Here is a 12,742-nt window from a genome sequence, read left to right on the forward strand (position 1 = left end):
CGGTCGTTCCGCTCTCGTGTGTGTCATCCCGATCACGGGAGAACATTCACGGAGAGTTTGATCCTGGCTCAGGACGAACGCTGGCGGCGTGCTTAACACATGCAAGTCGAACGATGAAGCCCTTCGGGGTGGATTAGTGGCGAACGGGTGAGTAACACGTGGGCAATCTGCCCTTCACTCTGGGACAAGCCCTGGAAACGGGGTCTAATACCGGATAACACTCTGTCCCGCATGGGACGGGGTTAAAAGCTCCGGCGGTGAAGGATGAGCCCGCGGCCTATCAGCTTGTTGGTGGGGTGATGGCCTACCAAGGCGACGACGGGTAGCCGGCCTGAGAGGGCGACCGGCCACACTGGGACTGAGACACGGCCCAGACTCCTACGGGAGGCAGCAGTGGGGAATATTGCACAATGGGCGAAAGCCTGATGCAGCGACGCCGCGTGAGGGATGACGGCCTTCGGGTTGTAAACCTCTTTCAGCAGGGAAGAAGCGAAAGTGACGGTACCTGCAGAAGAAGCGCCGGCTAACTACGTGCCAGCAGCCGCGGTAATACGTAGGGCGCAAGCGTTGTCCGGAATTATTGGGCGTAAAGAGCTCGTAGGCGGCTTGTTGCGTCGGTTGTGAAAGCCCGGGGCTTAACCCCGGGTCTGCAGTCGATACGGGCAGGCTAGAGTGTGGTAGGGGAGATCGGAATTCCTGGTGTAGCGGTGAAATGCGCAGATATCAGGAGGAACACCGGTGGCGAAGGCGGATCTCTGGGCCATTACTGACGCTGAGGAGCGAAAGCGTGGGGAGCGAACAGGATTAGATACCCTGGTAGTCCACGCCGTAAACGTTGGGAACTAGGTGTTGGCGACATTCCACGTCGTCGGTGCCGCAGCTAACGCATTAAGTTCCCCGCCTGGGGAGTACGGCCGCAAGGCTAAAACTCAAAGGAATTGACGGGGGCCCGCACAAGCAGCGGAGCATGTGGCTTAATTCGACGCAACGCGAAGAACCTTACCAAGGCTTGACATATACCGGAAAGCATCAGAGATGGTGCCCCCCTTGTGGTCGGTATACAGGTGGTGCATGGCTGTCGTCAGCTCGTGTCGTGAGATGTTGGGTTAAGTCCCGCAACGAGCGCAACCCTTGTTCTGTGTTGCCAGCATGCCCTTCGGGGTGATGGGGACTCACAGGAGACTGCCGGGGTCAACTCGGAGGAAGGTGGGGACGACGTCAAGTCATCATGCCCCTTATGTCTTGGGCTGCACACGTGCTACAATGGCCGGTACAATGAGCTGCGATGCCGCGAGGCGGAGCGAATCTCAAAAAGCCGGTCTCAGTTCGGATTGGGGTCTGCAACTCGACCCCATGAAGTCGGAGTTGCTAGTAATCGCAGATCAGCATTGCTGCGGTGAATACGTTCCCGGGCCTTGTACACACCGCCCGTCACGTCACGAAAGTCGGTAACACCCGAAGCCGGTGGCCCAACCCCTTGTGGGAGGGAGCTGTCGAAGGTGGGACTGGCGATTGGGACGAAGTCGTAACAAGGTAGCCGTACCGGAAGGTGCGGCTGGATCACCTCCTTTCTAAGGAGCACTTCTTACCAAGCGTGCTTGGTCAGAGGCCACTACGTCGGCAAATGTTCGACGGTGGTAGCTCATGGGTGGAACGTTGACTATTCGGCACGACAGGTTGTTTTTCACTAGTACTGCTTCGGCGTGGAACGTGGGAAGGGATCGGTTGTGTCGGGCACGTTGTTGGGTGTCTGAGGGTACGGCCGTATGGTCGCCTTCAGTTGCCGGCCCCAGTGAACTCGCCCTTTTCGGGTGGGGTGATGGGTGGCTGGTCGTTGTTTGAGAACTGCACAGTGGACGCGAGCATCTGTGGCCAAGTTTTTAAGGGCGCACGGTGGATGCCTTGGCACCAGGAACCGATGAAGGACGTGGGAGGCCACGATAGGCCCCGGGGAGCTGTCAACCGAGCTTTGATCCGGGGGTGTCCGAATGGGGAAACCCGGCAGTCGTCATGGGCTGTCACCCGCTGCTGAACACATAGGCAGTGTGGAGGGAACGAGGGGAAGTGAAACATCTCAGTACCCTCAGGAAGAGAAAACAACCGTGATTCCGGGAGTAGTGGCGAGCGAAACTGGATGAGGCCAAACCGTATGCGTGTGATACCCGGCAGGGGTTGCGCATGCGGGGTTGTGGGATCTCTTTTTCACGGTCTGCCGGCTGTGAGACGAGTCAGAAACCGTTGATGTAGGCGAAGGACATGCGAAAGGTCCGGCGTAGAGGGTAAGACCCCCGTAGCTGAAACATTGACGGCTCGTTTAAGAGACACCCAAGTAGCACGGGGCCCGAGAAATCCCGTGTGAATCTGGCGGGACCACCCGCTAAGCCTAAATATTCCCTGGTGACCGATAGCGGATAGTACCGTGAGGGAATGGTGAAAAGTACCGCGGGAGCGGAGTGAAATAGTACCTGAAACCGTGTGCCTACAAGCCGTGGGAGCGTCGCTGTTGTTCTTCGGAGCAATAGTCGTGACTGCGTGCCTTTTGAAGAATGAGCCTGCGAGTTTGCGGTGTGTTGCGAGGTTAACCCGTGTGGGGAAGCCGTAGCGAAAGCGAGTCCGAACAGGGCGTTTTAGTAGCACGCTCAAGACCCGAAGCGGAGTGATCTAGCCATGGGCAGGTTGAAGCGGAGGTAAGACTTCGTGGAGGACCGAACCCACCAGGGTTGAAAACCTGGGGGATGACCTGTGGTTAGGGGTGAAAGGCCAATCAAACTCCGTGATAGCTGGTTCTCCCCGAAATGCATTTAGGTGCAGCGTCGTGTGTTTCTTGCCGGAGGTAGAGCACTGGATAGGCGATGGGCCCTACCGGGTTACTGACCTTAGCCAAACTCCGAATGCCGGTAAGTGAGAGCACGGCAGTGAGACTGTGGGGGATAAGCTCCATGGTCGAGAGGGAAACAGCCCAGAGCATCGACTAAGGCCCCTAAGCGTACGCTAAGTGGGAAAGGATGTGGAGTCGCAGAGACAACCAGGAGGTTGGCTTAGAAGCAGCCACCCTTGAAAGAGTGCGTAATAGCTCACTGGTCAAGTGATTCCGCGCCGACAATGTAGCGGGGCTCAAGCGTACCGCCGAAGTCGTGTCATTCGTACATGTATCCCCAACGGGAGTACGGATGGGTAGGGGAGCGTCGTGTGCCGGGTGAAGCAGCCGCGGAAGCGAGTTGTGGACGGTTCACGAGTGAGAATGCAGGCATGAGTAGCGATACACACGTGAGAAACGTGTGCGCCGATTGACTAAGGGTTCCTGGGTCAAGCTGATCTGCCCAGGGTAAGTCGGGACCTAAGGCGAGGCCGACAGGCGTAGTCGATGGACAACCGGTTGATATTCCGGTACCCGCTTTGAAACGCCCAATACTGAATCAGGCGATGCTAAGTCCGTGAAGCCGGCCCGATCTCTTCGGAGTTGAGGGTAGTGGTGGAGCCGACGAACCAGACTTGTACTAGGTAAGCGATGGGGTGACGCAGGAAGGTAGTCCAGCCCGGGCGGTGGTAGTCCCGGGGTAAGGGTGTAGGGCGTGTGATAGGCAAATCCGTCACACATGAGCCTGAGACCTGATGCCGAGCCGATTGTGGTGAAGTGGATGATCCTATGCTGTCGAGAAAAGCCTCTAGCGAGTTTCATGGCGGCCCGTACCCTAAACCGACTCAGGTGGTCAGGTAGAGAATACCGAGGCGTTCGGGTGAACTATGGTTAAGGAACTCGGCAAAATGCCCCCGTAACTTCGGGAGAAGGGGGGCCATCACTGGTGATCCGATTTACTCGGTGAGCTGGGGGTGGCCGCAGAGACCAGCGAGAAGCGACTGTTTACTAAAAACACAGGTCCGTGCGAAGCCGTAAGGCGATGTATACGGACTGACGCCTGCCCGGTGCTGGAACGTTAAGGGGACCGGTTAGCTGACTTTCGGGTCGGCGAAGCTGAGAACTTAAGCGCCAGTAAACGGCGGTGGTAACTATAACCATCCTAAGGTAGCGAAATTCCTTGTCGGGTAAGTTCCGACCTGCACGAATGGCGTAACGACTTCTCGACTGTCTCAACCATAGGCCCGGTGAAATTGCACTACGAGTAAAGATGCTCGTTTCGCGCAGCAGGACGGAAAGACCCCGGGACCTTTACTACAGTTTGATATTGGTGTTCGGTTCGGCTTGTGTAGGATAGGTGGGAGACTTTGAAGCAGCCACGCCAGTGGTTGTGGAGTCGCCGTTGAAATACCACTCTGGTCGTGCTGGATGTCTAACCTGGGTCCGTGATCCGGATCAGGGACAGTGTCTGATGGGTAGTTTAACTGGGGCGGTTGCCTCCTAAAGAGTAACGGAGGCGCCCAAAGGTTCCCTCAGCCTGGTTGGCAATCAGGTGTTGAGTGTAAGTGCACAAGGGAGCTTGACTGTGAGACCGACGGGTCGAGCAGGGACGAAAGTCGGGACTAGTGATCCGGCAGTGGCTTGTGGAAGCGCTGTCGCTCAACGGATAAAAGGTACCCCGGGGATAACAGGCTGATCTTCCCCAAGAGTCCATATCGACGGGATGGTTTGGCACCTCGATGTCGGCTCGTCGCATCCTGGGGCTGGAGTCGGTCCCAAGGGTTGGGCTGTTCGCCCATTAAAGCGGTACGCGAGCTGGGTTTAGAACGTCGTGAGACAGTTCGGTCCCTATCCGCTGCGCGCGTAGGAATATTGAGAAGGGCTGTCCCTAGTACGAGAGGACCGGGACGGACGAACCTCTGGTGTGCCAGTTGTCCTGCCAAGGGCATGGCTGGTTGGCTACGTTCGGAAAGGATAACCGCTGAAAGCATCTAAGCGGGAAGCCTGCTTCGAGATGAGTATTCCCACCCCCTTTGAGGGGTTAAGGCTCCCAGTAGACGACTGGGTTGATAGGCCAGATGTGGAAGCCCGGCAACGGGTGGAGCTGACTGGTACTAATAGGCCGAGGGCTTGTCCTCAGTTGCTCGCGTCCACTGTGTTAGTTCTGAAATAACGAACGGCCGTGTTGTTGCCCGGTGTTGGTTAATTTCATAGTGTTTCGGTGGTCATTGCGTTAGGGAAACGCCCGGTTACATTCCGAACCCGGAAGCTAAGCCTTTCAGCGCCGATGGTACTGCAGGGGGGACCCTGTGGGAGAGTAGGACGCCGCCGAACAATTATTCCGGGAAAGCCCCGCACCTCTGGTGCGGGGCTTTTCTGCGTTCACGGACAGGTGACAACCACGCACGGCTCCTCATGGTGAGTGCGTGGTGTGGTTGGCATGGATTGTTGGATCAGAGCCGGCCGGCTCCCTTGAGGGCCAGGTAGGCATCGGCGAGAGCCGGGGCCAGATGGTCCGGGGTGGCGTCGACGACCACGACACCATGGCGCTGGAGCTGCTCTGCAGTGCGCTGCCGCTGAGCTTTGGCCTGGGCCGCCGCTGCTGCCTCGTAGACCGCGTCCACTGTGCCCCGGGCTTCGGTCATCTGCTCGATGTGCGGGTCGGCCACGGCAGCCACCAGCACCGTGTGGCGCTGAGTCAGCTGTGAGAGGACGGGGAGCAGGCCCTCCTCGATGGGAGCCGCGTCCAGGCTGGTGAGGAGCACGATCAGAGAGCGACGAGGGGCGCTTGTCAGGGCAGCGGCGCTGAGGCCTCGGGCGTCCGTTTCCACCAGCTCAGGTTCGAGTGGTGCCATTGCAGTGACCATGGCCGACAGGACCTCACCCCCGGCGCGTCCCTGAACCTGGGCACGGATGCGGCGGTCATACGCGAGCAGGTCCACACGGTCGCCGGCGCGTGTGGCGAGAGCGGTGAGGAGCAGCGTCGCGTCCATTGCAGCGTCGAGGCGGGGCACATCACCGACTCGGCCCGCCGAGGTGCGGCCGGTATCAAGGACGATGAGGATGTGGCGGTCCCGCTCGGGGCGCCACGTACGGACTGCGACGGCCGATTGCCTTGCCGTTGCCCGCCAGTCGATGGAACGGGTGTCGTCGCCGGGGACATAGGCGCGGAGGCTGTCGAACTCCGTGCCTTCGCCGCGGGTGAGGACGCTGGTGCGTCCGTCCAGTTCACGGAGCCTGGCGAGGCGGGACGGCAAGTGCTTGCGGCTGGTGAACGGCGGCAGCACGCGCACCGTCCACGGAACTTGATGACTTCCCTGCCGGGCTGCCAGGCCCAGTGGCCCGTAGGAGCGTACGGTAATGCGTTCGGATCGCCGGTCGCCGCGGCGAGTCGGACGCAGGCGTGTGGTCAGGCGGCGACGTTCACCTGCCGGGATGTCCAGCCTGTGGCGGGACGCCGCCTGTTCCGTACCTGTGAGCCAGCTGCTGGGCGGCCACGCATCGCGGAGATGCGCGCGCAGGCGCCGACGCGACGCGTTGGTTACGGTCAGTTGCACTTCTGCGCCATCGCCGAGTCGAACGGTTGTGTCACCGGATCGGGTGAACTGGAGCGTTCGCACTGGCGCGGCCAGGGCGTAGTCGCACAGAATTGCTAGAGAGAGCGGGGCATTGACCGCGAGCATGCCCGTCCAGCTCGGGGCAAGGATGCCTACGGGGAGTGACCCCAAGGCGGCGAGCAGCGCTGTTCGTCCGGTGAGGGCCACGGTCACGGCCTCATCGGGGTACGGGGACGTGGGCGAGGACTGCGGTGATGACGGAGTCAGGGGTGACTCCTTCCATCTCCGCCTCGGGGCGCAGGTGGATGCGATGGCGGAGCGTGGGGAGTGCGAGGGCTTTCACGTCGTCCGGAATGACGTAGTCACGGCCGGTCAGCCAGGCCCAGGCGCGGGCCGTGGAGAGCAAGGCGGTAGCACCTCGGGGGGAGACCCCGAGGGAGAGCGAGGGGGATTCACGCGTGGCACGACAGATATCGACGACATAGCCGGCGATCTCGGGGGAGACCGTGGTCTTGGCGACCGCGGCGCGGGCGGATTCCAGGTCGGCGGGACCTGCGACGGGGCGGACACCTGCTGAGACCAGGTCGCGGGGGTTGAAGCCGTCGGCATGGCGGGTCAGGACATTGATCTCCTCGTCACGGGACGGTAGTGGCACCGTCAGCTTGAGGAGGAAGCGATCCAGCTGGGCCTCGGGGAGGGGGTACGTGCCCTCGTACTCGACGGGATTCTGAGTGGCCGCAACCAGGAAGGGGTCCGGCAGGAGGCGAGGGGTTCCGTCGACGGTGACCTGGCGCTCCTCCATTGCTTCCAGGAGCGATGACTGCGTCTTAGGGGGAGTGCGGTTGATCTCGTCGGCCAGGAGGAGGTTGGTGAAGACCGGGCCGGGCTGAAAGGAGAACTCAGCTGTACGGGCGTCGTAGACCAGAGAGCCGGTGACGTCGCTCGGCATCAGGTCGGGGGTGAACTGGACGCGCTTGGTATCGAGCTCGAGTGAGGCAGCGAGGGCGCGGACCAGGAGAGTCTTGGCCACACCGGGAACGCCTTCGAGGAGGACATGGCCTCGGCAGAGCAGCGCGACGACGAGGCCGGTGACGGCGGGGTCCTGGCCGACCACGGCCTTGGCGATCTCGGAGCGCAGGGCTTCCAGGGATGCGCGGGCTGCGTCGTCGTTCCCGACGGTCTCGGTTGTCCCGGCGGGCACTGGGGGCGGGGCGCTCATGAAGTGCGTACCTCTCTTTCGAGGGTGTCGAGTTGGTCTGCCAGACGCACAAGGGCGGCGTCATCGGCCGGAGCCGTGCCGAACAGCACGGTGTCGAGGTCGCCTTCGATGGTGCTGAGGCGTGCGGAGACGGCGGGGAGGAGCACCGCGGGGGAGTGAGCATTGCGGGGTGAAACCCCGAGGAGCGGGGCGATACGGGTGCGAGTGGCGGAGCGCAATGAGGAGGCGGCCCGGTCGCGGGCGTTCGCCTTGCGGTAGAGGCGGGCGCGGCCCTCGGTGGATTCGGAGGCGCGGATGGCCACGGGCAGCTGTTCGGTGACCAGGGGGCCCAGACGATGGGCGCGCCAGATGGCGGCGAGCACGGCGGCGACTGCGAGTTGCAGGGTTCCCCACAGCCAGCCCGACGGGATCAGGTCGGCGAAGCTGCGGTCTTTGTCGGCGACTTCGCTGCCTGTGCTGTCGTCACTGTCTCCACCGTTCCCGGTGGCGGAGGGATCAGCGAGCGAAGGGAGGTACCAGACCAGATGTGGGCGGGAGCCGAGGAGTTGCAGGGCCAGGGAGGCGTTGCCCTGGCTGTCGAGACGGCTGTTGTAAAGGAAGTCCGCGGAGCCGAGAAGGGCGGTGTCGCCGGAGGCCTGCTCCTGGACCACGAGCAGGGTGGGGAGACCTCCGCTGGGGTAGCAGGCGAGGGTTTCGAGGCCGGCCGCGGTGTAGCGGAAGCCTCCCGTGTCGGCGTTGCCCGCGCTGTGGGCTGCGGGCAGCAAGCACTGCGGTGCACGGGGGGCAACCGGTCCGGTGGACGTCGTGCGGACCCCTGGGGCCAGTGTGTCCACGGACGGGGGACCTGCCGCGAGGAGGACGGTGCGGCCGGCCGAGTCGGCGGTCGCGGCGCGGAGTTCGCGCTGCTGGCCCGGTGTCAGCAGATCGGGGGCGGTGACGAGCAGAGTGGTGTCCGGGCCGACCGCGGTGGTGGCCTCCTCGAGTGTGGTGGCCACCCGTATGGAGACGCCGCTGTCCTTGAGGAGTTCGGCGACGGCCCGGCTTCCGTGCTGGTCGGCGGAGCGGGGGTCGAGCCGGCCGTGCTGGGCTCCGGAGTGTGCGGTGGCCAGGACGATTCCGGCTGCTATGAGAAGGAGAAGGGCGAGCACCAGACCGCGGGTGCGGGTCCAGACCTGGCGCGGGGTGGGGGAGACCGAGGTAGGGGGCGCGGTGGAGGTGGCAGTGGGCGCGGTCATTCGGCCGCTCCCCGGGCCGGGGTGGTCAGCAGGGGCTTGGCGTTCTCGAGGTCGAGGTCAAGGTCCCGCACCGTCAGATACGCCTGCCGGTCGGTGTTCCGGCCGCCGTATGTGATGGCGTCGAACTCCCGGGCGGCGGCGCGGAGGGGCAGCGCGTGCGTGGGCAGCGAGTGGCCTGCCTCGGCGGCGGCCTCGTCGGCGGTGCGGCCGGGGCGGGTGTCGAGCAGGGCGCGTTCCTCCAGCGAGCGGACGATGGCGCGCATGCGTTCCTGGACGGCCTCGTCCCAGCGGTGGGCGGCAGCGTGTGCCTCGGCGGCGGTCCGGTGTTCGGCGGCGCTGCGGGGGCTGTCGTCGAACAGGGCGTCGGTGGGACGGGCGGTGCGTTGCGGGGTGCCCAGCCGCCACCAGAGGGCGGCGGCCAGGCCGACGACGACCAGTACGAGGACGATCAGCCCGAGCGGTCCGCCGGGTGCGGTGTCCGAGGCTGCGGAGAAGAGATCGCCGAGCCACTCCCAGAGGCGGTCGAGACCGCGCTGGAGGAGGTTCGGGTCGTTCTCGTGGTACATCGGTTTGGACAGTTCGTGCCTCGCCGCCTCGCGGGCGGGCACGCGTGGAGTGTCCACCGGTATGTCGCTGCTCGCGTGGATCAGCAGTCGTGCTCTTGTCGCGCCCCCCGCCCCCGGCACGGCATCAGCTCCTGGTGTCGTAGCCGGGCAGGCCTGCGGCCCGCGCAAGTTCGAGGTCGAGTGCCTCGCGACGGATGCGCTGGTCCACGTAGAGCAGGGCCATCACACCGGCGGAGAGCGGATAGGTGATCGTCGAGATGATCACCTCGCCGATACCGGAGATGATCAGGAACGGCCAGCCGAAGTCGGTGGGCTGACCGGTGAGGAACGCTCCCATCCCGTTGCCGTCCATGATGATCGCGATGAGGCCGAACGGGATTGCGATGATCAGGGTCACGATGAGCGTCAGCAGCCAGGTGAGGAGCAGGATGCCGAACGTCCGCCACCAGGCGCCCCGCACCAGCTTCGCGGAGCGGCGCATCGAGACGGTGATCGACTGCCGCTCCAGCATCAGCGCCGGCGAGGCGAGGCAGAAGCGGACCATCAGCCAGACGATGACGGCGGCGGCGGCCAGAAATCCGAGGAGGGCGAGAGCGACGCCCGCAGTGGAGCCGATCAGCACGCCGGGGAGCACGCCCACCGCCATGATGGCGGCGGTCATCAGGGTCAGGACCAGGGTCAGGCCGAGCAGCTGAAGGAGGCGGGGCCGGGCCTCGGCCCACGCTTCGGAGAGCGTGACGGAGCGGCCCACCACCGAGCGGCTGATCACGACAGTGAGCATGGAGGTGGTGAAGAGCGTCGCGATCAGGGTGACGAGCGTCGACGGCGCGCTGTAGATCAAGCTCGACTGCATGGAGTCGGCGGCCTGGCGGAGTGCCTCCGTGCCGGTCGCGTTCGGGTCGACCGAGGCGGGTTCCGGCAGCAGATAGCGCTGCACGAGGATGATCGCGACCTGGGCGATGACGGAGACGGTGAGAGTGATGCCGAGAACCGTGCGCCAGTGGGCGCGCATCGTGGAAACCGCACCGTCGAGGATCTCTCCGACGCCGAGCGGGCGGAGCGGGATGACACCGGGCTTTGCGGCAGCGGGCGGCTGACCCCAGCCGACTGTCTGCGGCCTGCCGCCCCAGCCGGGGGCGGGTGGCGGTGCGCCGGGGCCGTTGCCGGAGGTGCTCGGTGGGGACCACTGCCCTGCCGGCGGCTGCATGGAAGACCAGTTTTCCGCAGGGCCGCTGCCGTCGATGGGCTCGGAAGGCCGGGGGACGCCCGCCTCCTGGCCGTCGGAGGGGGCGGATCCGGGCGAGGCCCAGCCCGGAGTGTCGTTCATTCTCGCTCCTTCACGGTCCTGTCCGCTCATCGGGGCGGCAGGTTGGCAGCCATCGTGCCACGCGTCGCTCCGGTACGGGCCGGGTGCTCCATCACCGTCTTACCTTCATTTGTGGGCAGCTCACCGTGCAGACTGGTCGGATGGCTGATCAGGACGCGCAATCGCCGGTGGGCATCGAGCCTCCCGCGCTTCCCTCCATCCGCTGGGCCGGGCCCCCGGGAGGCTCTGCCGCAGTGGTGCTTCTCGACCAGACGCGGCTGCCGGCCGAGGAGGTCGAGCTGCCGTGTACGGATGTGCCGGCGCTGGTGCGGGCCATTCAGACGCTGGCCGTGCGCGGGGCGCCGTTGCTGGGCATTGCGGGGGCCTACGGGGTCGCTCTGGCCGCGATCCGGGGCGACGACATGGCAGAGGCTTCGGAGCTGTTGGAGCGGGCGCGGCCCACCGCGGTGAACCTCGGGTACGGGGTGCGGCGTGCGGCGGGGGCGTACCGGGCGGCGCTGGACAGGGGCGAGGACGCGCAGCGGGCGGCCGCGGTGGCCTTGGGGGAGGCCGAGGCGCTGCACCGGGAGGATGCCGAGGCCAGTCGGCGCATGGCGCAGTACGGGCTCGCGCTCCTCGAAGAGCTGCTGCCCGGCGGTGGGCATCAGCTTCTGACCCACTGCAATTCGGGGGCGCTCGTCTCGGGCGGTGAGGGCACGGCCTTTGCTGTGGCGCTCGGGGCGCACCGGGCGGGACAACTGCGACGGCTCTGGGTGGACGAGACGCGGCCGCTGCTTCAGGGGGCCCGGCTGACCGCCTACGAGGCGGCGCGCAACGGGATGGCGTACAGCCTGCTGACGGACAACGCCGCGGGTTCGCTGTTCGCCGCGGGGGAGGTGGATGCCGTGCTCATCGGGGCCGATCGCATTGCTGCGGACGGGTCCGTGGCCAACAAGGTCGGGAGTTATCCGCTGGCGGTGCTTGCCAAATACCACCACGTGCCGTTCATTGTGGTGGCGCCGACCACGACCGTGGATCTGCAGACCCCGGACGGGGCAGCGATCATCGTGGAACAGCGCCCCGGACGGGAAGTGACGGAGCTCACATCATCCCGGATCGGGGTGGGTGGGGAAGCGGGCGGACTGCCTGTCGCACCGCCCGGAACCCAGGCGTACAACCCCGCATTCGACATCACGCCGCCGGAACTGATCACGGCGATCGTCACGGAGGAGGGTGCAGTTTCCCCGGTCACGGGGGTCGGGCTGGCAGAGCTGTGTGCCAGATCATCGCAGGTAACGATTAGCTAATGGGATGATGTCGATTATGAAGGGACGCGTCCTTGTCGTCGACGACGACACCGCACTGGCCGAGATGCTCGGGATTGTGCTGCGTGGTGAAGGGTTCGAGCCGTCGTTCGTAGCGGACGGCGACAAGGCACTTGCCGCATTTCGAGAGGCCAAGCCGGACCTGGTCCTGCTCGATCTCATGCTGCCCGGACGGGACGGCATCGAGGTCTGCAGGTTGATCAGGGCCGAGTCGGGTGTGCCGATCGTCATGCTCACTGCCAAGAGCGACACCGTCGATGTGGTGGTGGGCCTGGAGTCAGGGGCCGACGACTACATCGTCAAGCCGTTCAAACCTAAGGAGTTGGTTGCCCGGATCAGGGCACGTCTGCGCAGGTCCGAAGAGCCGGCACCGGAACAGCTGACCATCGGGGACCTGGTCATCGATGTGGCCGGTCACTCGGTGAAGCGGGACGGGCAGTCGATCGCCCTGACCCCGCTGGAGTTCGACCTGCTGGTCGCGCTCGCCCGCAAGCCGTGGCAGGTCTTCACCCGTGAGGTGCTGCTCGAGCAGGTGTGGGGATACCGTCACGCAGCCGACACCCGGCTGGTGAATGTGCATGTCCAGCGGCTGCGTTCCAAGGTCGAGAAGGACCCGGAGCGGCCGGAGATCGTGGTGACCGTCCGAGGCGTCGGCTACAAGGCCGGACCGAGCTGAT

The 12,742-nt window shown here is 64.5% G+C and carries 7 protein-coding genes and 3 rRNA genes; 5 read left to right on the forward strand and 5 right to left on the reverse strand.

Annotated elements, in window-relative coordinates; genetic code table 11:
* Positions 1-45: 45 nt before the first annotated feature.
* The 3 genes from OG395_RS32100 (at position 46) to rrf (ending at position 5,191) form a co-directional block, all read left to right on the forward strand.
* Positions 46-1,571, forward strand: a 16S ribosomal RNA gene (locus OG395_RS32100).
* A 299-nt stretch (positions 1,572-1,870) separates the two neighbouring features.
* A 23S ribosomal RNA gene (locus tag OG395_RS32105) occupies positions 1,871-4,995 on the forward strand.
* A 79-nt stretch (positions 4,996-5,074) separates the two neighbouring features.
* Positions 5,075-5,191: ribosomal RNA gene (rrf, locus tag OG395_RS32110) — 5S ribosomal RNA — on the forward strand.
* The 16S, 23S and 5S rRNA genes sit together here, the layout of an rRNA operon.
* Before the next feature lie 119 nt (positions 5,192-5,310).
* Here rrf and OG395_RS32115 read toward each other — a convergent pair.
* Genes OG395_RS32115 through OG395_RS32135 form a run of 5 tightly spaced genes read right to left on the reverse strand, consistent with a single transcriptional unit; the run spans position 5,311 to position 10,761 of the window.
* Positions 5,311-6,621 (reverse strand): DUF58 domain-containing protein, encoded by a 1,311-nt coding sequence (locus OG395_RS32115; protein ID WP_327249521.1) that lies wholly within the window; start codon positions 6,619-6,621, stop codon positions 5,311-5,313.
* Positions 6,622-6,631: 10 nt separating this feature from the next.
* On the reverse strand, positions 6,632-7,633 hold the full coding sequence (locus tag OG395_RS32120; RefSeq protein WP_266984982.1) for an AAA family ATPase: 1,002 nt from the start codon (positions 7,631-7,633) through the stop codon (positions 6,632-6,634).
* The gene (locus OG395_RS32125; protein WP_327246037.1) at positions 7,630-8,868 is read right to left on the reverse strand and encodes a DUF4350 domain-containing protein; all 1,239 of its coding nucleotides are present in this window, start codon (positions 8,866-8,868) and stop codon (positions 7,630-7,632) included. The genes OG395_RS32120 and OG395_RS32125 overlap by 4 nt, the downstream gene beginning before the upstream one ends.
* Positions 8,865-9,554, reverse strand: coding sequence for a DUF4129 domain-containing protein (locus tag OG395_RS32130; RefSeq protein WP_327246038.1), 690 nt, complete (start codon positions 9,552-9,554; stop codon positions 8,865-8,867). Before OG395_RS32130 ends, OG395_RS32125 begins: the two co-directional genes overlap by 4 nt.
* A 4-nt stretch (positions 9,555-9,558) precedes the next feature.
* Entirely contained in the window at positions 9,559-10,761 is a 1,203-nt protein-coding gene (locus tag OG395_RS32135) for a DUF7544 domain-containing protein (protein ID WP_327246039.1), read from the reverse strand.
* 140 nt (positions 10,762-10,901) lie between these two features.
* On the opposite strand from OG395_RS32135, the gene mtnA reads away from it, so the two are divergent.
* Together mtnA and mtrA are read left to right on the forward strand one after the other, a co-directional pair.
* A complete protein-coding gene (mtnA, locus tag OG395_RS32140) occupies positions 10,902-12,047 on the forward strand; it encodes an S-methyl-5-thioribose-1-phosphate isomerase (RefSeq protein ID WP_327246040.1) in 1,146 nt (381 codons plus the stop codon).
* 4 nt (positions 12,048-12,051) lie between these two features.
* Positions 12,052-12,741 carry a two-component system response regulator MtrA gene (gene mtrA / locus OG395_RS32145; protein WP_187740742.1) on the forward strand — a complete coding sequence of 230 codons (690 nt, stop codon included), beginning with the start codon at positions 12,052-12,054 and terminating at the stop codon, positions 12,739-12,741.
* Position 12,742: the final 1 nt, after the last annotated feature.

The organism is Streptomyces sp. NBC_01320 (genome assembly GCF_035974375.1).
GTDB classification, from domain to species: Bacteria; Actinomycetota; Actinomycetes; order Streptomycetales; family Streptomycetaceae; genus Streptomyces; species Streptomyces yanii.

What these genes read in the sequence shown, in the direction of transcription:
- OG395_RS32120 (WP_266984982.1), bottom strand. Translation starts at nt 7,633, where the DNA reads ATGAGCGCCCCGCCCCCAGTGCCCGCCGGGACAACCGAGACCGTCGGG.
- OG395_RS32125 (WP_327246037.1), bottom strand. Translation starts at nt 8,868, where the DNA reads ATGACCGCGCCCACTGCCACCTCCACCGCGCCCCCTACCTCGGTCTCC.
- OG395_RS32135 (WP_327246039.1), bottom strand. Translation starts at nt 10,761, where the DNA reads ATGAACGACACTCCGGGCTGGGCCTCGCCCGGATCCGCCCCCTCCGAC.
- mtnA (WP_327246040.1), top strand. Translation starts at nt 10,902, where the DNA reads ATGGCTGATCAGGACGCGCAATCGCCGGTGGGCATCGAGCCTCCCGCG.
- mtrA (WP_187740742.1), top strand. Translation starts at nt 12,052, where the DNA reads ATGATGTCGATTATGAAGGGACGCGTCCTTGTCGTCGACGACGACACC.